We start from the raw sequence: 24,956 nt of genomic DNA, 5'->3' as shown, positions 1-24,956 counted from the left end.
GAAAAAAGGTTTTCAAATATTCTTGAGCTTATACAATCCTATGACATTTTTAGTACCCGGGAGGTTCCATGCGCTTGTCTTTAACCCCATTAGGGGTGTTGTTGGGGGCTATTTTTAGTACCACAGTGCTTGCACAGGAAGGCGACACAACAACAATAACTGATTACGAAGTGATCAGTGCACCAGCATTGTCATCAGACAGAATTAAAAGCGAAGTACTTATTGAGGTGACAACTGTCGGACCGCGTCTAGTCGCGGTTGGCGCGCATGGCAACATTCTATGGAAAGAGGGCGACGACTGGCAACAAGCCGATGTTGATACCAGTGTACTGTTAACCAGTGTTGCGTTCGCCAATGACCAAATTGGTTGGGGAACAGGCCATCATGGCGTCATTATTAAAACTGAAGATGGCGGTAATAGCTGGAAACGGCAGTTCGATGGTTTCGAGCTTATGAAGCTTGAAAAGAGTTACTATGAAAAGCGTATTGCTAAATTAAACGAGCAAATTGAATCGAGCGATGACGAAGAGGTTGTTGGCGAACTCGAATGGCAAGTTGAAGAGGCGCAATTTCAAATTAGTAACATTGAGGTTGCCGAAGAAGAAGGTCCAAGCAAACCATTTTTAGACCTTTACGCTAAAAACGCACGTGAAGCCTTAGCAATTGGAGCCTATGGAACTTTTCTGAAAACTGAAGATGGTGGTGAGAGTTGGCAAGTGATTTCTCATCGACTGGAAAACCCTAATGGCTATCACTTAAATGCTATTTTCGGAAAAGGCGATGATCTTTATATTATGGGCGAGTCCGGTTTGGCATTTGCCAGTAATGACGGTGGAGCGAGCTGGGAAACATTGAATTCGCCTTACCATGGTTCGCTGTTCGGTGGTCATGTTGATACCGAGGGCAGGCTATGGGTTTATGGGCTGCGAGGAAACGCGTTTGTTTCTGAAGATAAAGGCCGGAGCTTCACTACCATAGACACAGGCACCAGAGTTAACTTGTCGGCTGGTACAACGACTGAGTCCGGAACACAACTTATTGTTGGACATTCAGGGACTATCCTGGAGGTCGATGAACAGCTGAATGTAACGAACAGAACTCATCCTACTGGTTCAGTCATGACTGATATTATCGAAGTGAGTGACGGCGAGTGGATCATGACCGGGCGCAGCGGTTTGCTGCACTGGCCCGCCAAAACAACCGAAGAAGAAGCTTTAGCAACGCAACAAGGAGCGCAGTAAATGGATAATCCGAGTGCGAATAAGTCGGCAGGACTGCTGGAGAAACTATTATTCACGGTACGGGCTCCCTGGCTAATTGTATTTCTGTTACTGACATTGTTTTTGGGCTACCACGCTTCGCAGGTGCGTCCTGACGCCAGCCTGACAAAAATGATTCCGACCAACCATCCTTTTATTCAAAACTACTTTGACTATCAGGGTGATCTGGCCAGTTTAGGCAACGTGGTTCGGGTTGCTGTTGAGCATAAAGACGGAGATATTTTTGATCAGGAGTTTCAGCAAAAGCTGCAGGAAATTACCGACGAGATATTTTTCATCCCCGGCGTAAACCGTTCAGGACTAAGAAGCTTATGGACGCCAAATGTTCGCTGGATGGAAGTTACTGAAGAAGGTTTTGTCGGAGGCCCGGTCATTCCCGATGGTTACGATGGCAGCGAAGAGTCACTAGAGCAGTTAAGAACGAATGTTTTGCGCTCGGGTGAAGTGGGCAACCTGGTTGCCAACAACTTTGAATCCACTATTGTTTATGTGCCACTTGATGAGGTTAATCCAGATACCGGTGAAAAGCTGGACTATCAGCAGTTTTCGGAAAAGCTGGAAACCCTGGTTCGTGACAAATACCAAAGCGACAGCATTGAAATTCATATTACCGGCTTTGCTAAGCTAATTGGCGACTTGATCGAAGGTGCTGAGCAGGTTGGCTTGTTCTTCCTGTTGGCAATTGCTATCACGCTCATCATGCTTTATTTCTACAGCCGCTGCTGGCGTAGTACCTTTATGGTGCTGAGTTGCTCCATAATTGCTGTAATATGGCAGTTAGGAATCATTAAACTCATAGGAAGCGGCATTAATCCGTATTCTATGCTGGTTCCGTTCCTGGTTTTTGCCATTGGGGTTTCCCATGGTGTGCAAATTATTAATGCCATTGGTATTAACCGGGTAGCCGGACTTGATAAAGTTGCTGCTGCGCGGGCAGCGTTCCGCGGTTTGTACATAGCGGGGCTAACGGCTTTAGCCAGTGATGCTATTGGCTTTACCACTTTAATGGTTATTGATATTGAAGTGATTAAGGAATTGGCTATTGCTGCAAGTATTGGTGTAGCTGTTGTTGTGTTAACCAACCTTGGTTTGCTGCCTATCCTGATGTCTTATCTGGGCACATCCGATAACGGCGTGGCTTATCAGAAGAAGATTGAAGGCGAACGTCATCCATTATTTGAGTTCTTTGCTAAGTTTACTCAACCTAAGTGGGCTTATTCAGCAATAGGTGTTGCACTTGTTATGCTTGCCTGGGGTCTGGTTAACAGTCAAAATATGGCTATCGGCGACCTGGACAAAGGGGCGCCAGAGCTTCGTCCTGACAGTCGTTATAATCAGGATAATGCCTTTATCGTTGATAACTACAGTTCCAGTACTGACATCTTTGTTGTTATGGCGGCATCGGCTCCAGAGCAGTGTATTGCCTATGACAACCTCGAGTTGATGGAACGTTTTAGCTGGCATATGGAAAACACCAGCGGCGTTCAGGATGTTAAGTCTGTGGTTTACGTTTCTAAAATGGGTATGTTCGGTATTAACGAAGGTAACCTGAAGTGGTTCAGCTTAAACCGGAACCAATACGTGATTAATGCGTCGTTAAGTCGCATTCCCGACGGGCTTATTAATAACGACTGCTCAATGGCTCCGGTGATTATCTACCTGGATGATCACAAAGCCGAAACGCTTGAAAACGTTGTTGCATCGGTTAATAACTTTAACCAGAACTATCAGCAGGAGGGTTTAGAGCTGCTAATGGCGGCTGGTAACTCCGGGATAGAAGCTGCAACAAACTCGGTTATAGAAGCGGCTCAGAATAAAATGCTGCTGTGGGTATACGGCGTTGTGGTTTTGTTGTGCTTTATTACTTTCCGCAGTATTCGTACGGTTGCCTGTATTGTTCTGCCTCTGGCTTTCACTACGGTAATGAGTCAGGGTCTGATGGCGGTATTAGGCATTGGTATTAAAGTTGCGACCTTACCGGTTATTGCCTTAGGGGTTGGTATTGGTGTCGATTACGGCATTTATATCTACAGTAAGGTGAAAGAAGGTCTGGAGCAGGGCATGTCGCTGCAGGATACCTATAAGCACTCGCTGGACAACACTGGCAAAGCGGTAGGCTTTACTGGCCTCACGCTGGCCATTGGTGTTGCAACCTGGATATTCTCACCCATTAAGTTCCAGGCGGACATGGGCATACTGTTAACCTTTATGTTCCTGTGGAATATGCTGGGTGCGCTTATTCTTATTCCTGCACTGGCTCGTTTATTCCGAGTGGGGAATAAAAACAGCTGAGCTAGTCACTGACAAACTCACGAGCGGTTTTATCAGGCGTCGGCTTTTATTAAGTCGGCGCCTTTTTCTGCTATAGCGATGGTGGGGGCGTTCGTATTACCACTTATAACGCGGGGCATAATGGATGCATCCACGACCCGAAGCCGTTCAACACCTTTTACTTTTAACTCTGGGCTAACGACAGCGTCGCTGTCATTTTCAGGCCCCATTTTACAGGTTCCTGTCGGGTGGTAGATAAGTCCGCATTTTGACTTAATTTGCTTTAAAAGTTGGTCGTCACTAAGTTCTGGGCTGGGGAATATAAACCCACCATGATGCTTTGATAAAGCGGGCTGCTTTAGTATTTCAAAGGCTTTTTCTATACCGTTAACTAAGGCTTTCTTGTCGCTTTCTTCTTTTAAAAAACCATAAGTAATGAGCGGTTTGCCGAGAGGATTTTCAGGGTTCAGCCGAACTTCCCCGCGGGACTCCGGCCTTAATAAACAGACATGACAGGTAAAACCTTGTTTTAAGGTTGGTGTCCAGTCATAGCCGCTGTCGTTAAACATTACCGGCAGCAAGTGAACTTGAATGTCCGGCTCCTGCACTTTGCCGGACGAGCAGTAAAACGCACCGACTTCAGCCAGAGAATGGGCTAACTGACCTTTCTTTGTGAATAGGTAGCTCACAAAAGGAACTGATAGCTTCACTAAACCCCAGGGCGTAAGAGTCAGTCCGTCTTTGGCGTTGTTCTTACAATGAATACTGATATCAACGTGCTCCTGGAGGTTTTTGCCGACAGCAGAGTTTTCATGAACTAACTCAATTCCGGACTTAGTTAATTGCTCGGCGGAGCCAATACCCGAACGTAATAGAATTTGAGGAGAGTTAAATGCCCCAGCACAAAGGATGACCTCTTTCTCTGCATTCGCTATATATCGGTTTCTGCCTTGCTGGTAGCAAACGCCTGTGACCTGTTTACCTGAAAACAGCACGCGCTCTGTTAAACAACCAGATAACACCGTTAAGTTTGTGCGAGTTAGAACCGGTTTTAGGTAAGCGTGGTATGCACTGCATCGTTTCCCGTCTTTAATCGTAAACTGGTATGCACCGTGCCCCTCAAGTTGAGAGCCATTAAAGTCCGGGTTAGCTGTTAAACCGTATTGATCACAGGCCTCTAAGAATTGTCTTGATACACTATAGTACGGGGCTACATCGGATACCGACAATGGTCCGTTGTCACCATGGTACTTTGAGTGTCCGCGGCTGTTATTTTCACTCTTTATAAAATAGGGAAGCAGGTCTCTATAGCTCCAGCCGTGATTCCCCAGTTCAGCCCAGGCGTTATAGTCACTTGCCAGGCCGCGGGTGTATATCATGGCATTGATACCGCTACTTCCACCCAGCATCTTTCCTCTTGGGGTATAGCAGCCTTTTTCGTTATCGAGTTGAGGCTCTTTTTGACTGCGGTACAGCCAGTTGAATTTTCGGCTGTGCATAAAGCGCGCAAAGCCGGAGGGCATATCTGAGAACAGACCGCCATGAGAGGTTCCGGCTTCTAATAGCAAAACGCTGTACCTGCCACATTCAGTTAATCTGTTCGCTAAAGTACAGCCGGCAGAGCCGGCACCGACTATAATGTAGTCAAAGGACTCGGTGTTATTACAGGGAAGCGGCGTAGTCATACAGAGACTTTAATAAACGTAGTTTATGCGTGTCTTCCTGGTGTTGGCTCGCTAAGTCCTCAAGTTTGAGCGCAAACTCCTCAGCAGACAACATACCTTCTGGTGGCTCTACTAAGCGTTGCTGGCAAAATTGACGCCACTGGTTCAGCTCTTTGTCCGTGAGCGTTGAAGGGTAGTTTCTTGCCCGGTAGCGCAGTAACAACTGCGGCATGCGCTTGTCCTGAAAGTCCAGCTCCAGCCCAGCCAGTTGCTGAGGTTCAGATGAGCGAATAATCTCCATATGCTTTTTATCCTGGGGGGAGAAGAAGCCATCGTATATCTGGTGATCAACGTCTGTTCTGGGCGCGAACTCTTTTGTTTGTTCGAACACCTGCATGAGTTTGTCGCGGAAGTCGCTGTTGTCCTGCAGCCATTTGGCGTTTGCTTCAATAGCTGCTGTATCTAACGTTGCGTTACTTGCTGCCTCAGAAGAAATGGTTTTAATGGGCGCTAAGAAAGGACAGCGACCCAAATGAATATTTTGTAATCCACTCTTCTTAAGTCCTTGCTCATCGAGTTCTTTGCGGCTGGTGTAAGTTAAAGCGGTTAATTCCTCGACTGATTTCTCAGCAAAATCCATAGGGGGAACGCGCAAGTCCCAGGCTATGACGTTATTGTTCTGTTTAGGGTGAAAGCCCAGCGGCAGTATGGCCGACAAATAGCGGTTTGCTGTACCGTAAAACCCACTAACATGGGCTAAAGGTTCAGGTGCCTGCCAGTTAAACAGGTTCAGTAATTTTTGTTTACGGCGAATACTGTAGGCCCACTGCCAGAGTTTAGGTTGCTTTTCACTAATAAGCTTCGCCAGGCCGATGGTTGCATAAACGTCCGACATAGCATCGTGCGCCTGACCATGTTCAATGTTATTAGCAACACTTAAGTGCTCGAGTTTTAAACTGGGCTGTCCGTCTGCATTTTCCGGCCAGTTAATACCGTCCGGACGCAGCGCAAAACAGGCGCGCACCACATCTATTAAGTCCCAGCGTGAATTGCCATTTTGCCAGCTGTACTCGTAGGGGTCATAAAAATTACGATAGAACAATAAACGGGTGACTTCGTCGTCAAAGCGAATATTGTTGTAACCAATAATGGTGGTATTGGGCTGCTGAAACTCTTTTGCTATGGCTTTGCTGAATTCGGCTTCACCGACACCTTGTTTCAGTGCAAGCTGTGGCGTAATACCGGTAATTAAGGTGGCTTCCGGGTTAGGCAGAAAGTCTGGCGTCGGCTGAGCGTAAAGCGTTAACGGCCGACCGATAACGTTAAAATTGGCATCTGTGCGCAAGCCGGCAAACTGTGCAGGGCGATCGACTAATGGGTTAGCCCCCCATGTCTCGTAATCGTGCCAGTAAAAAGTTTCTTGTTCGTTTTGTGCCATAAGCCTAACTGCTCAGCGGAAAAAGAAAACTATAGCACGAGGACAAGGAGAAATTCAGCCACTCACTGCCTTTCAATTTTGTTCACTTGAACATCGTAGGCTTTATTCAGTTTCTGCTCGAGAGTGCGTTCATCTTCATGACGAAAAGCGAGTTCGGCGTGGGGTAATATACGTTCAGCTAACCGTCGTGCAATAGCGTCTCTGAACTCCTGGTCGTCACCTAATGAGTTGCCGTCAACTTCCAGTGTTATTTGCTGTTTATCGCCTAAGTGTGTGTATTCAACGTGATAAGTCGGCATCTGAAAATCTCCTCGTTGTCAGTTCGGTAGTTTCCTGCGACTATGCTATTACTAACAGTCTAGCCTATAACAATAAAACCGAGGTCGAGATGAAAAAACTCTATTTATCTGCATTACTTACCGCTGCTGCGTTTGGATCGTTGTTACCGGCGCACGCTGATGATCACGATGTTGAATATGCCATGGCCATTCACGGCGGAGCCGGAACAATTACCCGGGCCAATTTAACCGCTGAACAGGAACAAGCCTACAAAGATAAACTGACAGAAGCGTTAGAAGCCGGCCGAAAGGTATTGAAAGAAGGTGGTGACAGTACCACAGCCGTTATTGCCGCTATTCAGGTAATGGAAGCCTCACCACTTTTTAACTCTGGCAAAGGCGCCGTTTATACCTGGGACGAAGAACATGAGCTTGACGCTTCACTGATGGAAGGTCTGAACGGAAATGCTGGGGCAGTTGCGGGTGTGAAGACGGTAAAAAGTCCAATAGAATTAGCCCGCGAAGTAATGGAAGAGTCTGTACATGTGATGCTAAGTGGTGAAGGCGCAGAGCAGTTTTCTCGTCAGCAGGGACTGGAACAGGTAGAGAACAGTTACTTTAATACCGAGCACCGTTATCAGCAGTTACAGAAAGCCAAAGAAACCATTAGGAAAAGTGAACAGCCAGAGCAACAGGCCTGGGAATACCTGGATATTGATTACAAATACGGAACGGTTGGGGCTGTTGCGGTTGATAAAGACGGGCTCTTGAGTGCCGGTACGTCAACCGGAGGCATGACGGCTAAACGTTATGGTAGAATAGGGGATTCCCCGATTATTGGTGCTGGTACATGGGCTGATAATGACAGCTGTGCTGTCTCGGCTACCGGACACGGCGAGTATTTTATTCGCTTCCACGTGGCTGCCGATATTTGCTCTCGAGTTAAATATAAAGGGCTTTCGGTAAGTGACGCGGGCGATGAAGTTATTCACGGTGTGTTGCAGGATGCCGGCGGTACCGGTGGTGTCATAATTATTGATGCTCAGGGTAATATTGCGATGCCATTTAATACCGAAGGCATGTACCGGGGTTATTTTAAAGGTGAGGATAAAGCGGAAGTCGCTATTTATAACGAGGATGAATAAGTTCGGAGTCTATGAGTCGTCAAAAATCGCACAGTAACCCTTTTGTTGAGAAGTTTCAGACACAATTAGAGCAATGTACAACACGTCAGGCCGCGCTATTGCGCGGCCGTTTGCGTGGTCTGAGCAAAATTAAAAACGAGCAACGACAGCAACAGGTGCTGGAGCGGATAGCTGCCGACATTGAAACTGCCGAGCTGGAGTATCTGGAGCGGCAACAACAAAAGTTTCATATTAGTTACCCAGACGAATTACCGGTTGCTCAGCAGCGTAATGACATTAAGTCGGCCATTGAACAGAATCAGGTGGTGGTTATTGCCGGCGAAACCGGGTCGGGTAAAACCACCCAGTTACCGAAAATGTTGCTGGAACTGGGCTATGGCCGTAAAGGGACTATAGGTCACACGCAACCCCGGCGCTTAGCCGCACGCAGTGTAGCCGCCCGTATTGGTGAAGAACTGCAGGACCACAATAAAACTCAGGTTGGCTACAAAATACGGTTTCAGGATGAAACGGCACCAACCACGGCAATTAAGCTGATGACCGATGGCATGTTGTTGTCTGAATTGCAGCAAGATCCTCTGCTACTACAATACGATGCCATTATTATCGATGAGGCTCATGAACGGAGCCTTAATATCGACTTTTTGTTAGGTGTTCTGCATACGTTATTGCCTAAGCGACGCGATCTTAAACTGGTTATTACCTCAGCAACCATTGAAACTGAGCGTTTTTCAAAGCACTTTCATGATGCGCCTGTGTTGACGGTAACCGGGCGAACTTACCCCGTGGAGGTTCGGTATCGACCGCCAAGAGAAGACGGGAAAGCAGCTGATGCAGACGTACTTCAGGGCGTTTGTGACGCGGTTGAAGAGCTGCAGCGCGAAAGTGAAGGTGACATTCTTATTTTTGCCAGTGGCGAACGGGAAATACGCGACTATGCGGAAGCTATTGGCGATTTGAAGTTGCGAAGTACAGAGGTTCTTCCTCTGTATGCGCGTTTGTCATCGCATGAGCAGAATCGGGTGTTTCAGGCGCACAGTCAACGCCGAGTGGTTATCGCCACAAACGTAGCAGAAACCTCATTAACGGTTCCGGGTATACGCTTTGTTATTGATCCGGGCACCGTGCGCATGAGCCGTTACAGTTACCGCACTAAAGTACAGCGTTTACCTATTGAACCTATTTCTCAAGCCAGTGCTAACCAGCGTAAAGGGCGTTGTGGGCGTATTGGCCCGGGTATTTGCATTCGCCTCTATAGCGAAGATGACTTTTTGCAGCGCCCGGAGTACACCGACCCCGAGATCCTTCGTACTAACTTAGCAGCCGTTATCTTGCAAATGTCGGCGTTACGGTTAGGTGATATTCGCCAGTTTCCTTTTGTACAGAAGCCGGATGAACGCTTTGTTAAAGATGGTCTGAACCTGCTGGAGGAGCTGCACGCAATTGAGCCTGGGCGCAAAGCTGAGCGTCCACAGTTAACTGATACGGGCCGACAATTGTCACGACTGCCTCTGGACCCAAGATTAGCCAGAATGGTGCTGGCGGGGCAGCAATATGGCTGTGTGAGAGAAATGCTCGTAATTACCGCCGCGCTGAGTATTCAGGACCCGCGTGAGCGTCCCCACGACGCACAGCAAAAAGCGGATGAATGGCACCAGCGCTTTCGTGATAAAAGCTCCGACTTTATGGCCTTTTTAAACTTATGGAATTATATAAAAGAACAGCAAAAAGCGCTGTCAGGTAACCAATTCCGTAAACAGATGGGCCGTGAATTTATTCATTTTATGCGGCTGCGCGAGTGGCAGGACATTTATACACAAAGCCGGCAAACGGTTCGGGAGATGGGTTTATCCATTAACGATGAAGCCGCTACCTATGAGCAAGTGCATCGGGCTTTAATTGCTGGCTTATTGTCGCAGGTAGGCTTTAAAGAAGATCGACATGAATATCAGGGAACCCGACAAAGCCGGTTTCATATTTTCCCTGGTTCAGGGTTATTTGGTAAGCCACCAAAATGGGTTGTTACTGCAGAGCTGGCGGAAACGTCTAAATTGTACGCACGAATTAACGCCGATATTGATCCTTTATGGGTTGAGGAAGCGGCTTCTCATTTAGTCAAAAAACAGTACCTGGAACCTCATTTTGAAAAGAAAAAAGGCAGTGTTATTGCTGATGAGCAAGTAACTTTGCTGGGTCTTATCCTGGTGCCCAGACGACGCGTTCAATATGGGCCGGTTGAACCGGTTAAAGCTCGGGAGATTTTTATCCGGGAAGCTTTAGTTAACTCCCAGCTAACGCGCAAGTTGCCTTTTATTCAACATAACTTGAAATTAATTAGCGATATTCAAGCTCTGGAAGCGAAGTCTCGGCGTCGGGATATTCTGGTGGATGAAGAGGTTTTATTTGAGGCTTACGACCGTGCCATACCCGAAGGGATTTATAACGAAAAGCTATTGGCCGGCTGGTGGCACAAAGCAGCTAAGAAAGAGCCCAAATTACTGTTCTTTGAACGAGATGATTTAATTGCCGGCGAAACCGAGCACATTACTGAAAACGAATATCCGGAGTTTTGGCGACAAGGCAACTTACGCTTACCCTTGAGTTACCATTTTGAACCCAATGCGGAAGACGACGGTGTCAGTGTGAATATCCAGCTGGGTATTCTGAATCAGGTGAAGCTTGAGGGCTTTGACTGGCACATTCCGGCATTACGGGAAGAGCGTATTGCCCACTTAATTAAATCGTTGCCAAAAGCCCTGCGCCGAAATTTTGTGCCGGCACCAAACTTTGCTGGCGCGATAATGGCTGATGTTGAGCCTATGCAAGGGCGTTTAACCGACGCTATGGCGACTAAGCTGCGTCGCATGACCGGTGTGACGGTCCCGGAAGAAAACTGGGATGAGTCCTCTCTACCGGCTCACCTACGTATGAATTTTAAAATTTTTGATGGAAAGAAACTGGTTAGCCAGGGACGTGACCTGCAAAGTCTTCAACAACAGTTATCCGGTAAGGTGCAGCAGCGTTTAGAAAAAACCGCCGGTGATGATATTAGCCGTGAACAGGTTGATAGCTGGGATTTTGATGACTTACCGGAGGTGATTACCGAGCGCCAGCAAGGTTTTGAGCTCAAGGCTTACCCCGGTCTGATAAACAAAGGTAAAGGTCAGGTTGCACTGCAGCTATTCGATAACCCGGAGCAAGCAAAACAGCATCATAAAACCGGCGTGCGGGAGTTGCTGCTGCAACAGATACCATCGCCTGTTAAGCACTTGCAGAAGTCTTTATCGAACAAAGCTAAATTAGCCATGTATTTTAACCCCTGGGGCAAGGTAGACGCATTAATCGCGGATTGTATCGCCGCAGCGGTAGATGGCCTTATCCAGGAGCAGATAGAACAGGGCAATAAGCTAAGAGATAAACAAAGTTTTGGGCAACTCAAAGACGTTGTACGCGCAAACTTGAATGAGCGCGTTGAAAAAATCGCATTGGAAGTCGAGCAATGCCTGCTGTTGTCACAACAAGTTCGAAAAGCACTGAAAGGAAAAATTCCGCTGGATCAAATCCAGTCCCGGGGCGATATTCAGGACCAGTTAGATAACCTGGTGTTTGCGGGGTTTGTTTCCGCTTATGGCAGTCAACGGCTTAGCGACATAGTGCGTTATCTCAAAGCTATTCAACGACGTCTGGAGAAGCTGCCGGTTGATCCTAATAAGGATCGCTTAATGACACTGACTTTAGCTAACCTTGAAGAACAGTATAAAGCGGTGGTGAAAGCTTACGAAAATAAAGGTTCGGTAGTTCCCGATGATGTTGCCGAGATCCGCTGGATGATTGAAGAGTTAAGAGTCTCGTTCTTTGCGCAAACCCTGGGAACCAAGTATCCGGTGTCTGAAAAGCGGGTTAAACAAGCAATAGAGGCGGCTAAATAGCCGCCTCTAGACATGAATTCGTAAGCGTAAATTAGGCGGTGTAAAGCCCTAAGTTTTCTTTTGCGTAAGCTTCAAACTCAGTGAAGCCGCCAACGTGTTGTTCGTCGACAAAAATTTGAGGAACAGTCTGGACAGGTTTACCGACTGTTTTTTCAAGGTCAGCCTTGCTGATACCTTCAGCGTGAATATCGACATAGCGATAATCAAAGTCATCCATATCGGCTTTTAATTTGTCCGCAACTTCTACGGCACGAACACAAAAAGGACAACCAGGACGTCCAAAAATTACTGTAAACATGAAATACCTCTCTCGCAAAAATAGATTGCGGCCATTATCCAGATTTTAGTGCTGGTTAACAATTCTTCTGTACGATGGGCACAATCGATTTAATGAATAAGGCTAGTGCTCAATATCTAAATCTGATTCAGGAACGCAACAACAGGGCAGAATATCGCCTTTTCTGACATAGGCGAGCGGCTCGGTTGTGTAGCGAACCTTACCAGACTTTAACGTACTTCTGCAGGCACCACAGAAACCACTACGACAATGGTAATGCATTTCTAACTGATGCTTCTCTAAGGCTTCGAGTAAAGTGCCTTCAGTCGCATCAACGGCAAGCTCGGGCCCGCCGTTGACTTTGACTTTAAAGGTGTTGGCCATAGCTTAGAGATCAAAGTCCCCAAGGTCGGAGGCATTAACCTCACTGTCTATTTGACCAACAAGGTAAGAGGTAATTTCAGACTCTTGTGGTGCTACCTGAACGTTGTCCGATACCAGATACTTGTTCATCCAGGGCAGTGGGTTAGAACGCTGATTTTCAAATGGAGCATCAAAGCCTATGGCCTGCATACGCAAGTTGGCAATGTACTCGACATATTGGCACAGCATGCTTTCGTTCAGACCTATCATTGAACCGTCTTTAAACAAGTAGTGCGCCCACTGTTTTTCCTGTTTAACAGCTGTCATGAAAATCTCGTAGGCATCATCGCGAAGCTCTTCGGCAATTTCTTTCATTTCCGGGTCGTCTTCGCCGTACTGCCACAAATTAAGAATGTGCTGTGTTGATGTAAGGTGAACGTTTTCATCGCGAGCAATCAGTTTGATGATTTTTGCGTTACCTTCCATTAATTCACGTTCTGCAAAAGCAAAGGTGCAGGCAAAGCTAACGTAAAAACGAATAGCTTCCAGAGCGTTAACCGAGTTAATGCACAAAAACAGCTTTTTCTTTATTTCGCGCTGAGTGACCGTATAGGTCTTACCGTCAACGACAATATCGCCTTCGCCGTGGGTTTGTAGCAGCTGAGTGTAAAAAATAAGATCGTCGTAGTACTTTGAAATGTCATTAGCGCGAATTTTAATTTGCTCGTTAATGACAATATCTTCAAAGACTTCGCTGGGGTCACTAAACAAGTTACGCAGTATGTGCGTGTATGACCGCGAGTGAATGGTCTCAAAGAATGACCAGGTTTCGATCCAGGTTTCTAACTCAGGAAGGGATACGATAGGTAGTAGCGCGATATTCGGCGAACGACCCTGAATCGAATCCAGAAGTGTCTGATACTTCAAGTTAGAAATAAACACATGCTTTTCGCTGGCAGTCAGTTTATTAAAGTCGATACGGTCACGGCTGACATCGATTTCTTCAGGGCGCCAGAAAAAGCTGATTTGTTTTTCGATAAGCTTTTCGAAAATACTGTGTTTTTGTTGATCATAGCGAGCAACGTTAACGGAGTTGCCTAAAAACATAGGCTCCGTTAACGGGTTATTCTGCTCTTGGTTAAACGTTGAGTACGACATTCGCTAAAATCCTTATTATTAAATTTTACAAGCACCACCGGCACAATCGTCATCTTCTTCGATGATAACTTCTGCGCTCTGGGCCTGAGGCTTGTCGGCACGTTGACGTGCAGCAATGTCGGACTGGTTGTCAGCAGCACCATCACGAGTGTTGTGATAGTAGAGCGTTTTAACTCCCAGTTTATAAGCGGTTAACAAGTCTTGCAGAAGCTGTTTCATCGGTACTTTACCCGCATCAAACTTGTTCGGGTCGTAATTGGTATTTGCAGAAATTGTCTGGTCCACAAATTTTTGCATGATACCAACCAGCTCAAGATACCCTTTGTTATTCGGTATTTGCCATAACAACTCGTATTTGTCTTTCAAGTTTTCGTAGTCAGGGACAACCTGTTTAGTTACCCCGTCTTTTGACGACTTAATGCTGACAAAACCACGAGGAGGCTCGATACCGTTAGTTGCATTAGAAATCTGCGACGATGTTTCTGACGGCATTAGAGCGGATAATGTTGAATTACGCATACCGTGTTGTTTAATGTCAGCACGGAGCTTATCCCAGTCTAAATGCAGTGGTTCGTTGCACACTTTGTCCAGATCTTTCTTATAGGTATCGGTTGGCATAATGCCCTGAGAGTAGGTGGTCTCATTAAATTTAGGGCAGGCGCCTTTTTCTTTAGCCAGATTCATTGAAGCTTGCATCAGGTAATACTGTATAGCTTCAAAGGTCTGGTGAACCAGGCCGTTTGCAGAGCCGTCTGAATATTTAACACCGTGCTTGGCTAAGTAATAAGCAAAGTTAATAACACCAATACCCAGAGTACGGCGGTTCATGGTGGCGTTGTAAGCTGCCGGAACAGGGTACTCCTGATAATCCAGCAGGCTGTCCAGTGCGCGAACGGCCAAGTCTGCTAAGTTTTCAAATTCACTCAGGCTTTCAATTTTACCTAAGTTAAAGGCTGACAGAGTACAAAGCGCTATTTCACCTTCTTCGTCATTTACGTGACTTAATGGCTTAGTTGGCAATGCAATTTCAAGACACAAGTTACTTTGACGGATAGGCGCAACTTTAGAGTCAAATGGGCTGTGCGTGTTGCAATGGTCTACGTTTTGCACATAGATACGGCCGGTGCTGGCACGCTCTTGCATAAACAGACCAAACAACTCAATGGCCTTAATACGCTTTTTACGGATGCTTTCATCCTGTTCGTACTGCTGGTATAAACGCTCAAACTCGTCCTGATCTTCGAAGAAGGCGTCGTAAAGCCCCGGAACGTCAGATGGGCTGAACAAGGTAATGTAATCGTCTTTAATCAGGCGCTGATACATGGTGCGGTTAAACTGAACACCATAATCCAGATGACGAACCCGGTTTTCTTCAACACCACGGTTATTTTTCAGTACTAATAAGCTTTCAACTTCCAGATGCCAAAGTGGGTAGAACAAGGTAGCCGCGCCACCACGAACACCACCTTGCGAGCAGCTTTTAACGGCTGTCTGGAAGTACTTATAGAATGGGATACAGCCCGTGTGGAAAGCTTCACCATTACGGATAGGGCTGCCTAATGCGCGAATACGCCCCGCGTTAATACCAATACCGGCGCGCTGAGATACGTATTTTACGATAGCACTGGCGGTGGCATTAATAGAATCGAGACTATCGCCAGCTTCAATTAAAACACAGGAGCTGAATTGACGTGTCGGCGTACGTACACCTGACATAATCGGTGTCGGTAGAGAAATTTTAAATTCAGAAGCTGCATCGTAGAAACGTTTAACGTAATCCATACGAGTGCTTTTCGGGTAATCCGAAAACAGACAAGCGGCGACTAATATGTATAAGAACTGCGCGCTTTCATAGATGTCACCCGTTACCCGGTTTTGAACCAGATACTTGTTTTCCAGCTGTTTAACCGCAGCATAAGAGAAGTTCATGTCACGCCAGTGATCAAGGAACTCGTCCATTTGATCAAACTCTTCTTCGCTGTAGTCATCCATCAGGTGTTCATCGTAGCGATGCTCGGCCACCATTTTTTTCACATGGTCATAAAGACGCGGCGGTTCAAACTTACCGTAAGCTCGTTTACGCAAGTGGAAGATAGCCAGTCGCGCTGCCATGTACTGATAGTCGGGCGCATCTTCCGAAATGAGATCGGCAGCTGCCTTAATGATAGTTTCATGAATGTCTTCAGTTTTAATGCCATCGTAAAACTGAATGTGAGATTTAATTTCAACCTGAGAGGCTGAGACATTATTCAGTCCTTCGGCCGCCCACATGATCACTCGGTGAATTTTATCGAGGTTTAGCGGTTCGCGTTCGCCGCTGCGTTTCGTAACATAAAGTTGCTCGTTCATTTTGCGCCGACTCTTAGCTTTTTGTTATAGGTTTGTAGCCACAAGATATAGTGTTTATTAGTTGTACAGAGCGATATTTACACAATATCTAGTGTGTCTGGGATGAACTGTATGCTAGGTCTAACTGGCAATACGATCAAGTGAATTTAACGGTAAAAACGGAATAATTTTGAATTCAGAATCTTGATTTTTTGCCAGCCTTTAACTGGCCTGAGTTTGCGCTGAAAAGTTTTCTATATAATTTTTTTGTCTTTTAAAAGAAGTTAATAGATCAAGAGTTGTTGATAGCCAGTAACTCCAGCAATGCCAGCGGAGATTCAATATGATAATCGGCCTGCCAGCGCTGGGGTTGGTCTTCGTTACTGATATAACCGTACTCGGCAAGCACAGTGACCATTCCGGCGTTACGGCCGGCTTCAATATCGCGTTCGGCATCACCCACGTAAAGGCAGTCTGTTGGTTCAACACCCAGTTTCTCAGCCGCATAGAATAAAGGTTCAGGCGATGGTTTTGCGACACTGAGAGTATCGCCGCTCACCACAACTTCAATAGCTTCAAATTCGGGGAAGTGCGGTAATAACAGGTGTGTCAGGCGTTCAGGCTTGTTGGTCACTATCGCGACTTTAATGGACTCACGCTGTAATACCGCCAGTAGCTCCAGGACACCCGGGTAAGGTTGGGTATGAGTCGCGATATTATTCTTATAGGCACTCAGGAAGGCGTGTCTCAGCTCTGTTTCCATGTGTGTGTAATTGTCATCAAAGGCCAATTTTAGTAAGCCTCTGGAACCATGGGACGCAACTGGTGTGAACACCTCAGCATTGACAGCAGGGCGCTCGTATTGCTCGCAAACAGCATTTAATGCGGCGCCTAAATCGGGTGCGGTATCAAGTAAGGTGCCATCTAAATCAAACAGGACAGCTTTTACCGGAGAACTTTTATCTGAGGAACTCATGAATTACTCCGGCTTTTTCAAAGCGACAATGTAATTTACATCAACATCTTTGTCTGAAAGTACAAAGCCTTTTAAAGGATGAAAAATTAAGCCATTAATAGCGATATCTTCTAAAGCGGCTTTGTCAGTCATACTTAAAAGTTCTGACGGGCGAATAAAACGTTGATGCTGATGAGTTCCTTTCGGTACCCAGCCTAAAATATGCTCGGCAGCGACAATACCCAATAACCAGGATTTCACATTACGATTCAAAGTGGAGAAAAAGACTAATCCCCCGGGCTTAACCGCTTTGGCGCAGGCTTGTACTATGGCGGCCGGGTCAGGCACGTGTTCGAGCATTTCCAGACAGGTCACTACGTCGTAGCTGTCGGTGTTTTGTTCGGCCAGCGTTTCAACGGCAATGCATTGATAGTCAATTTGGCGGCCACTTTCTAATGCGTGCAAACGTGCCACCTTTAATGACTGTTCGGCCAAATCAATACCGGTAACCTCAGCGCCTCGTTCCGCCATGGCTTCACTGAGTAATCCACCGCCACAACCGACATCCAGTACTTTCTTGCCGAAAAGCCCTTCGGTATGGTTTTCGATAAAGCCCAGCCGGACCGGGTTGATTTTATGCAAAGGTTTAAATTCGCCATCCGGGTCCCACCAGCGCGAGGCGAGTGCTGAAAATTTTGCGATCTCTTCCGGATCGACGTTTTTTTGTTCAGTTTTAGAGCGACTGGTGGTCATAGATTATGCGTCTTTAAGAGATGGATAACGCGGCTAGTCTACCTCAGGCAAAGAATAAGAAAAAGAGGGTGCGAGACGCGTTTGGGATGGGTACAATGATTGGATCAAAATAACAATGAATATGCGGATCTATATTTAGGGAATAAACTATGAGCGATCTAGCCAGAGAAGTGTCACCGGTAAATATTGAAGACGAACTGAAAAGTTCGTACCTCGATTATGCCATGAGCGTCATTGTTGGGCGTGCTTTACCTGATGTCCGTGACGGCCTGAAGCCAGTACACAGACGTGTCCTGTTCGCAATGAACGAATTGCGCAACGACTTTAATAAACCTTATAAAAAGTCAGCGCGTGTTGTCGGTGATGTGATTGGTAAATATCACCCTCACGGAGACAGCGCAGTTTATGACACGATTGTTCGTATGGCGCAGGACTTTTCATTGCGTTATATGTTGGTTGATGGTCAGGGGAACTTTGGTTCTGTTGACGGAGACTCAGCCGCTGCGATGCGTTATACCGAAATTCGCATGGCAAAAATTGCTCATCAGCTTTTAGCCGACCTGGACAAAGAGACCGTTAACTTTGTCGATAACTACGACGGTACAGAGCGTATTCCTGATGTATTGCCAACCCGCGTACCCAACCTGTTAGTTAACGGTTCCTCGGGTATTGCTGTTGGTATGGCAACTAATATTCCGCCTCATAACCTGACGGAAGTTATTGACGGCTCACTGGCGATGATTGATAACCCGGATATTGATGTTGAAGGGTTAATGGAATACATCCCGGGTCCGGACTTCCCAACAGCAGCGACAATTTCAGGTCGCAGCGGTATCGTTGAAGCTTATAAAACCGGTCGTGGTCGTATTCATTTGCGCGCTCAGGCGGAAGTGGAAGTCGACGAGAAAACGGGTAAAGAAACCATCATTGTTACGGAAATTCCGTATCAGGTGAATAAAGCCCGCTTAATTGAAAAAATAGCTGAACTGGTTAAAGAAAAGCGCGTTGAAGGTATTAGTGCTTTACGTGACGAGTCTGACAAAGACGGTATGCGTATCGTCATTGAAATTCGTCGTGGCGATGTTGGCGAAGTTGTTCTTAACCATTTGTATGCTAATACCCAGTTACAGGTTGTGTTTGGCATTAATATGGTTGCCCTGGATAAAGGTCAGCCGCGTCTGTTTAACCTGCGCGATATGCTGGATTGCTTCATTCGCCACCGTCGTGAAGTGGTTACCCGCCGCTCAGTCTACGAATTACGCAAAGCTCGTGAACGTGCTCATATCCTGGAAGGTCTGGCGATATCGCTGGCTAATATTGACGAAATTATTGAGCTTATCCGTCGTTCACCCACGCCAGCTGAAGCTAAAGCCGGGCTAATTGCCCGCGCATGGCAGCTGGGTGATGTTGCTTCAATGCTGGAAACCGCCGGTGTTGATGCCGCGCGTCCTGATCATCTGCCTGAAGAATACGGCATTCGGGGTGACAACTATCACCTGACTGAAGAACAGGCTCAGGCCATTTTGGATTTACGTCTGCATAAACTGACTGGTTTAGAGCACGAAAAAATTCTGGATGAATACAAAGGCCTGTTAGAACAAATTGCTGAACTGCTGCATATTCTGAACAGTTCAGAGCGCCTGATGGAAGTGATTCGTGAAGAGCTGGTTGAAATACGCAGTAACTTTGGTGATGAGCGTAAAACCGATATTACCGCCGCTGCACATGACATCAGCATGGAAGACTTAATCAACGAAGAAGATGTTGTTCTGACGCTTTCTCACGAAGGTTATGTGAAGTATCAGCCGTTGACTGAGTACGAAGCTCAGCGTCGTGGTGGTAAAGGCAAAGCCGCCACTAAGATGAAAGACGAAGACTTTATTGAAAGACTGTGGGTAGCGAACACGCATGACACCATTTTATGCTTCTCAACCCGTGGTCGTATTTACTGGATGAAAGTTTACCAGTTGCCGTTGGCAAGTCGTGCTTCTCGAGGCAAGCCTATCGTCAACTTGTTACCGCTTGAAGCCGACGAACGTATTACCGCTATTCTGCCAACACGGGATTACCCGGAAGATAAGTTCGTTGTTATGGCTACCCGTAAAGGGACCATTAAGAAAACGCCATTACCAGAGTACTCACGTCCTCGTAACGGCGGAATCATTGCACTGAACCTGGTTGATGACGATGAACTGATTGGTGTTGATATCACTGACGGTAGCGGCGAAATTATGCTGTTCTCTGACGCTGGCAAAGTGGTGCGCTTCGCGGAAGAGCAAGTGCGTTCAATGGGCCGCACAGCAACCGGTGTTCGTGGTATTCGTCTAGAGGAAGGACAGCGTGTTGTATCACTGATTGTTCCTCGTGAATACGAAGATGAAGAAGCGAATGTATTAACCGTGACTGAAAACGGTTACGGCAAACGTACACCGCTAAGTGAATACCCGGCTAAGAGCCGCGCTACCAAAGGTGTTGTCTCTATTAAGGTCAGCGAGCGTAATGGTTCCGTTGTCGGCGCCATGGAAGTTATTGATGGCAATGAGATCATGCTTATCAGTAATAAAGGTACTCTGGTCAGAACGCGTGTTAATGAGGTCTCAACCGTTGGTCGTAACACTCAGGGCGTACGCTTAATTCGTACAGCTGATGACGAAAAAGTGGTTGGCCTGCAGCGCATTGATGAAATTGATGAAGACGAAGTGTTAATTGACGGCGAGGTTGTTACTGAAGAAGGTGAAACCGCAGCTGAAGATAACACTGAAAATCACGAGGGTTCCGACGAGTCATGAGCCAGTTGTTTAACTTTTCTGCCGGACCGGCAATGTTGCCGGTCGAGGTGTTGAAGCAAGCTCAGGAAGAGTTATTGAACTGGAATGGGCAGGGTGTATCGGTGATGGAAATTTCCCACCGTGACCCTGCTTATGTCCATATGGCACGTGAAGCTGAGCAAGACCTGCGCGACTTGCTAAATGTGCCGGACGACTACGAAGTACTCTTTTTACAAGGCGGAGGGCGTGGTCAATTCTCTGCGGTTCCACAGAATATCGCGTCACCGGATGCCACCGTAGATTACCTGGATACAGGAATATGGTCTGGTTTTGCTATCCGTGAAGCCGAAAAGTTCGTTTCCAGAGTGAATATTGCAGGGCAAGTTCAGGAAGGCGCTAAAGGCAAGGAAATTCAGTCGCCAAAAGACTGGAAACTGTCTGAAAATGCTGCCTATTTTCATTACTGTCCTAATGAAACCGTCGATGGTATTGCACTGCATGAGATCCCTGACGTTAAAGCACCCATTGTGGCTGATATGTCGTCAAATATCCTTTCTGAACCTCTGAATGTCTCAAAGTTTGGTGTTATATACGCCGGCGCTCAGAAGAATATAGGCCCTTCAGGTTTTGCTATCGCTATCGTCAATAAAAAGCTTTTGGGTCAACCGCAGAAACAAGTGTCATCTATTATGGATTACCAACTCCAGGCGAAAGACGGGTCTATGTACAACACGCCCAATACCTTTGCCTGGTATCTGGCAGGGTTGGTTTTCAAGTGGTTAAAAGCTCAGGGCGGATTAGCGGCTATGGGTGAACGCAACCATCGTAAAGCTCAGCTTATCTATGACTTTGTTGATGCTTCAGATTTTTACAGAAACAACATTAATCCTGCTTACCGTTCAATCATGAATGTGCCTTTCCAGTTAGCCGATGACAAACTCGATGCCGACTTTTTAGCGGGTGCTAAAAAGGAAGGTTTATTAGGGTTAAAAGGGCATCGCTTTGTTGGTGGCATGAGAGCCAGTATTTATAACGCAATGCCGGTGGAAGGCGTAGAAGCATTGCTAAGTTATATGGCTGATTTTGAACGTAAGCTTGGCTAAATAAATAGAATAAAAAAGGTAGTGAATCGCTATGGCAGAATTCAACGCATTAGAACTGGTTAATCCTGGAGTTAAACAGTTACGTCCGTATCAGGCGGGCAAGCCAACATCCGAATTGCAGCGTGAGTTAGGTTTACAACACGTGGTTAAGCTGGCTTCAAATGAAAACCCATTGGGCTTGAGTGAAAAGGTCAAAACGGCTCTGGAAGCTGAGTTAACCGATTTAGTGCGTTACCCCGATGCTAACGGTTATTACCTTAAAAGTCGTCTGGCAGAACTCAACGAGGTCGATACGCAACAAATTACTCTGGGTAACGGCTCTAACGATGTTTTAGAGATTTTAGCTCGTACCTTTGTGTCAGATAAAGACGAAGTTATTTTCTCTCAGCATGCGTTTGTGGTGTATCCGCTAGTTACTCAGGCTATTGGCGCAAAACCTGTTGCCGTTCCTGCGGTAGATTATGGCCATGACCTTGATGGTATGGCTAAAGCCGTTACCGATAAAACCAAGATGATTTTTATTGCTAACCCCAATAATCCAACGGGTACATTTTTATCGACTTCTGCACTGAAAAGTTTTCTGGATAAAATACCGCAAAATATTATCGTGGTTCTTGATGAAGCTTATTACGAGTATGTGCCAGAAGAAGAGCGGGCGCCATCGGTTGAGTGGATAAAAAATCACCCTAACCTGGTGGTTAGCCGAACCTTTTCTAAAGCCTATGGGTTAGCCGGTTTACGCGCAGGTTATGCCGTAAGTCATGAGAGCGTAGCCGATGTGCTTAACCGTATTCGCCAGCCATTCAACATGAATTCGCTGTCACTTAAAGCGGCGGAAGTGGTACTGGATGATCATGCCTATTTGCAAAAAGCGGTTGAGTTAAACGCACAGGGCATGAAGCAGCTAACTGAGTTTTGTGAAGAACTAGGCCTTAACTACATTCCTTCTTATGGTAACTTTTTGACCATAGAAGTCGGGCCCGATGCCGAGAAGCTCTATGACGAACTTCTGCATGAAGGCGTTATTGTACGTCCTGTTGGCGGCTATGAGTTGCCTAATCATTTACGTGTCAGCATTGGCCTGCCTGAAGAAAACCAGGCTTTTATTAAGGCAATGAAAAAGCTGCGTGGTTAATTCTATTCATTTAGAGCCGCGACAGCATTGTCGCGGTACTGTCACTTTACCCGGCTCAAAAAGCATTGCTAACCGGGCACTGCTTATGGCCGCTTTATGCCAGACTCCCGTTACCTTACACAATTTACTGGTTAGTGATGACACCAGTCGTATGCGTGAAGCTTTGCTTGCTCTGGGTGTTAGCTTTAAAGACGATGAACTTACAACTCAGGTTGAAGGTTTAGGTGGTCATTGGCGTCAGGCTTCCTCTGAACTTTATTTAGGAAATGCCGGAACAGCGATGCGACCGCTTATTGCCGTGTTATCAGCGACGGCAAAAGAAGAGCAGGCACCTATTGTTCTGAAGGGCGATGCCCGAATGCATGAACGACCGGTTCAACACTTAGTTGATGCTTTGCAAATGCAGGGAGCGTCAATTGATTACTTGGGCGAGTCGGGCTTTCCACCACTCGCTATTTCACAAGGTTTAGCCCCGGGCAAGTTTGAAATTGATGGCTCAGTATCCAGTCAGTTTATTTCGGCGTTACTTATGGCGCTTCCTCTGTTGCCCGGTGATTCAACCTTAACGCTAAAAGGCGAGGTGGTTTCCCGACCTTATATTAACCTAACTCTGCAAATGCTGGCGGACTTTGGTATTTCGGTAAAAGAGGAGTCTCCTCAATGCTATGTCATTGCCGGAAAACAAGTTTATCAGTCGCCCGGAGAATACTGGGTAGAAGGTGATGCCAGTGCGGCCTCCTACTGGATGGCTGCAGCATTATTAGGGCGAGGTCCGGTTGAGATAATAGGCGTCGGTAAAAACTCGATACAGGGCGATAAACGTTTTGCTGAGGTAATAGAGCAAATGGGAGCCTCTGTGGCTTACCAGGACAACAGCATAACAGTTACCGGAACGGGAATAGTCAAAGGCATCGATCAGGACTTTAACGATATTCCAGATGCGGCAATGACGGTTGCACCATTAGCACTTTTTGCTGATAAACCTACAACCATTCGTAATGTGGCTAATTGGCGCGTTAAAGAAACCGATCGCCTGTACGCTATGGCAACAGAATTGCGCAAACTGGGTGCCCTAGTAGAAGAAGGGCGAGATTACCTCTATATAGAACCGATTAAGAACTGGCAACACGCGTGTATTGATACTTATGATGATCACCGCATGGCAATGTGCTTTTCACTTGCGGCGTTTTCACCTGCCGGCGTTACGATCAATGATCCGGATTGCTGCGCTAAGACCTATCCCAACTATTTCTCTGAGTTTTCACGGCTCTGTCACAGTTAACTCATAGACTTGCTGACTTTGATTAATGCAATTTTTTTACAAATGCGTATAATTGCGCGGCTAAATGCTGCGTAATGCAGAGCAATTAGAGGATTTTATGGCAACTCATATTCCAGTCATTACGATTGACGGGCCGAGTGGGGCAGGAAAAGGAACGATAAGCCGACTACTGGCAGAGAAGCTAGGTTGGCATTTGCTGGACAGCGGCGCGATTTATCGCGTGCTGGCATTAGCGGCTTTGCATCACGATTTTACGCCGGAAGATGAAGAAAGTCTGGTGGCTTTAGCGGCGCACCTGGACGTGAAGTTTGAAGCAGAAGAAGAACGCTCATTAACGCATATCATTCTTGAAGGTGAGGACGTCACCATGACGATCCGAACTGAACAGGTGGGTAATATGGCCTCTAAAATTGCCGCTCTTCCAAGAGTGCGAGAAGCGCTTCTTCGCCGTCAGCGTGGCTTTAAAGAGCTTCCGGGGTTAGTAGCCGATGGGCGCGATATGGGAACCGTTGTGTTTACCGATGCCGATGCCAAAATCTTTTTGACGGCTTCAGCCGAAGAGCGCGCAAGGCGACGCTTTGAGCAATTGAAGGAAAAAGGTTTTGATGCTAACATTGATCAATTAGTGAACGAAATAAAAGAACGAGATGATCGAGATACGAATCGCTCGGTGGCCCCACTAAAGCCAGCCGAGGATGCGTTATATCTGGATTCCACCGATACGCCGGTAGACGACGTGTTGGAACAAGTATTGATGTTTGCTCATAGCAAACTCTCAAAGGCTAGCTAGGGTCATGTGACCTTAATTAGGCGTCTGTTGTAAGGAAGC

General features: G+C 46.6%; 18 protein-coding genes. 9 read left to right on the top strand and 9 right to left on the bottom strand.

Annotated features, from left to right (window positions below):
- Nucleotides 1-68: 68 nt before the first annotated feature.
- Together VBY75_RS03085 and VBY75_RS03080 are read left to right on the top strand one after the other, a co-directional pair.
- Nucleotides 69-1,241 carry a WD40/YVTN/BNR-like repeat-containing protein gene (locus VBY75_RS03085; RefSeq protein ID WP_416510978.1) on the top strand — a complete coding sequence of 391 codons (1,173 nt, stop codon included), beginning with the start codon at nt 69-71 and terminating at the stop codon, nt 1,239-1,241.
- The gene (locus tag VBY75_RS03080) at nt 1,242-3,572 is read left to right on the top strand and encodes an efflux RND transporter permease subunit (protein ID WP_416510976.1); all 2,331 of its coding nucleotides are present in this window, start codon (nt 1,242-1,244) and stop codon (nt 3,570-3,572) included. It begins immediately after the preceding gene.
- A 32-nt stretch (nt 3,573-3,604) separates the two neighbouring features.
- Here the strand turns inward: VBY75_RS03080 and VBY75_RS03075 are convergent, their stop codons facing one another.
- The 3 genes from VBY75_RS03075 to VBY75_RS03065 all read right to left on the bottom strand — a co-directional run bounded on the left by VBY75_RS03075 (nt 3,605) and on the right by VBY75_RS03065 (nt 6,952).
- Entirely contained in the window at nt 3,605-5,236 is a 1,632-nt protein-coding gene (locus VBY75_RS03075; RefSeq protein ID WP_416510974.1) for a GMC family oxidoreductase, read from the bottom strand.
- Nucleotides 5,214-6,653, bottom strand: coding sequence for an exodeoxyribonuclease I (sbcB, locus tag VBY75_RS03070; RefSeq protein ID WP_416510972.1), 1,440 nt, complete (start codon nt 6,651-6,653; stop codon nt 5,214-5,216). Before sbcB ends, VBY75_RS03075 begins: the two co-directional genes overlap by 23 nt.
- Nucleotides 6,654-6,715: 62 nt before the next feature.
- The gene (locus VBY75_RS03065) at nt 6,716-6,952 is read right to left on the bottom strand and encodes a hypothetical protein (RefSeq protein ID WP_199495196.1); all 237 of its coding nucleotides are present in this window, start codon (nt 6,950-6,952) and stop codon (nt 6,716-6,718) included.
- 89 nt (nt 6,953-7,041) lie between these two features.
- Here VBY75_RS03065 and VBY75_RS03060 point away from each other — a divergent pair, with 89 nt between their 5' ends.
- Together VBY75_RS03060 and hrpA are read left to right on the top strand one after the other, a co-directional pair.
- The gene (locus VBY75_RS03060; protein ID WP_222236933.1) at nt 7,042-8,076 is read left to right on the top strand and encodes an isoaspartyl peptidase/L-asparaginase family protein; all 1,035 of its coding nucleotides are present in this window, start codon (nt 7,042-7,044) and stop codon (nt 8,074-8,076) included.
- Between the two features lie 11 nt (nt 8,077-8,087).
- Nucleotides 8,088-12,005, top strand: coding sequence for an ATP-dependent RNA helicase HrpA (gene hrpA / locus VBY75_RS03055; protein WP_416510969.1), 3,918 nt, complete (start codon nt 8,088-8,090; stop codon nt 12,003-12,005).
- Nucleotides 12,006-12,036: 31 nt separating this feature from the next.
- On the opposite strand, the gene VBY75_RS03050 is transcribed toward hrpA, so the two are convergent.
- From VBY75_RS03050 to ubiG, 6 genes are all read right to left on the bottom strand, one after another.
- Complete coding sequence (locus VBY75_RS03050; RefSeq protein ID WP_054487610.1) at nt 12,037-12,303, bottom strand: GrxA family glutaredoxin; 267 nt, start codon at nt 12,301-12,303, stop codon at nt 12,037-12,039.
- Between the two features lie 102 nt (nt 12,304-12,405).
- Entirely contained in the window at nt 12,406-12,666 is a 261-nt protein-coding gene (gene yfaE, locus VBY75_RS03045; protein ID WP_278354976.1) for a class I ribonucleotide reductase maintenance protein YfaE, read from the bottom strand.
- Between the two features lie 3 nt (nt 12,667-12,669).
- Nucleotides 12,670-13,803 (bottom strand): class Ia ribonucleoside-diphosphate reductase subunit beta, encoded by a 1,134-nt coding sequence (gene nrdB / locus VBY75_RS03040; RefSeq protein ID WP_199495148.1) that lies wholly within the window; start codon nt 13,801-13,803, stop codon nt 12,670-12,672.
- An 18-nt stretch (nt 13,804-13,821) separates the two neighbouring features.
- Nucleotides 13,822-16,152 carry a class 1a ribonucleoside-diphosphate reductase subunit alpha gene (nrdA, locus tag VBY75_RS03035; RefSeq protein ID WP_416510966.1) on the bottom strand — a complete coding sequence of 777 codons (2,331 nt, stop codon included), beginning with the start codon at nt 16,150-16,152 and terminating at the stop codon, nt 13,822-13,824.
- Nucleotides 16,153-16,423: 271 nt separating this feature from the next.
- Nucleotides 16,424-17,107 carry an HAD family hydrolase gene (locus VBY75_RS03030; RefSeq protein WP_224797480.1) on the bottom strand — a complete coding sequence of 228 codons (684 nt, stop codon included), beginning with the start codon at nt 17,105-17,107 and terminating at the stop codon, nt 16,424-16,426.
- A 3-nt stretch (nt 17,108-17,110) separates the two neighbouring features.
- Nucleotides 17,111-17,839: a bifunctional 2-polyprenyl-6-hydroxyphenol methylase/3-demethylubiquinol 3-O-methyltransferase UbiG gene (gene ubiG / locus VBY75_RS03025; protein ID WP_199495149.1), complete on the bottom strand. Its 729-nt coding sequence runs from the start codon at nt 17,837-17,839 to the stop codon at nt 17,111-17,113.
- A gap of 149 nt (nt 17,840-17,988) precedes the next feature.
- Between ubiG and gyrA the strand changes: the two genes are divergently transcribed.
- From gyrA to cmk, 5 genes are all read left to right on the top strand, one after another.
- A complete protein-coding gene (gene gyrA, locus VBY75_RS03020; RefSeq protein ID WP_054487623.1) occupies nt 17,989-20,628 on the top strand; it encodes a DNA gyrase subunit A in 2,640 nt (879 codons plus the stop codon).
- Entirely contained in the window at nt 20,625-21,710 is a 1,086-nt protein-coding gene (gene serC, locus VBY75_RS03015) for a 3-phosphoserine/phosphohydroxythreonine transaminase (protein WP_054487625.1), read from the top strand. Before gyrA ends, serC begins: the two co-directional genes overlap by 4 nt.
- A 31-nt stretch (nt 21,711-21,741) precedes the next feature.
- Nucleotides 21,742-22,845, top strand: a complete 1,104-nt coding sequence (gene hisC / locus VBY75_RS03010; protein ID WP_416510962.1) for a histidinol-phosphate transaminase — start codon at nt 21,742-21,744, stop codon at nt 22,843-22,845.
- Nucleotides 22,838-24,127 (top strand): 3-phosphoshikimate 1-carboxyvinyltransferase, encoded by a 1,290-nt coding sequence (aroA, locus tag VBY75_RS03005; RefSeq protein ID WP_199495153.1) that lies wholly within the window; start codon nt 22,838-22,840, stop codon nt 24,125-24,127. The genes hisC and aroA overlap by 8 nt, the downstream gene beginning before the upstream one ends.
- Before the next feature lie 97 nt (nt 24,128-24,224).
- A complete protein-coding gene (cmk, locus tag VBY75_RS03000; protein WP_054488516.1) occupies nt 24,225-24,917 on the top strand; it encodes a (d)CMP kinase in 693 nt (230 codons plus the stop codon).
- Nucleotides 24,918-24,956 lie beyond the last annotated feature (39 nt).

This window comes from Idiomarina sp. HB (genome assembly GCF_048059115.1).
Taxonomy (GTDB): Bacteria; Pseudomonadota; Gammaproteobacteria; order Enterobacterales; family Alteromonadaceae; genus Idiomarina; species Idiomarina abyssalis.
This window is presented reverse-complemented; position numbering and strand designations above follow the sequence as displayed.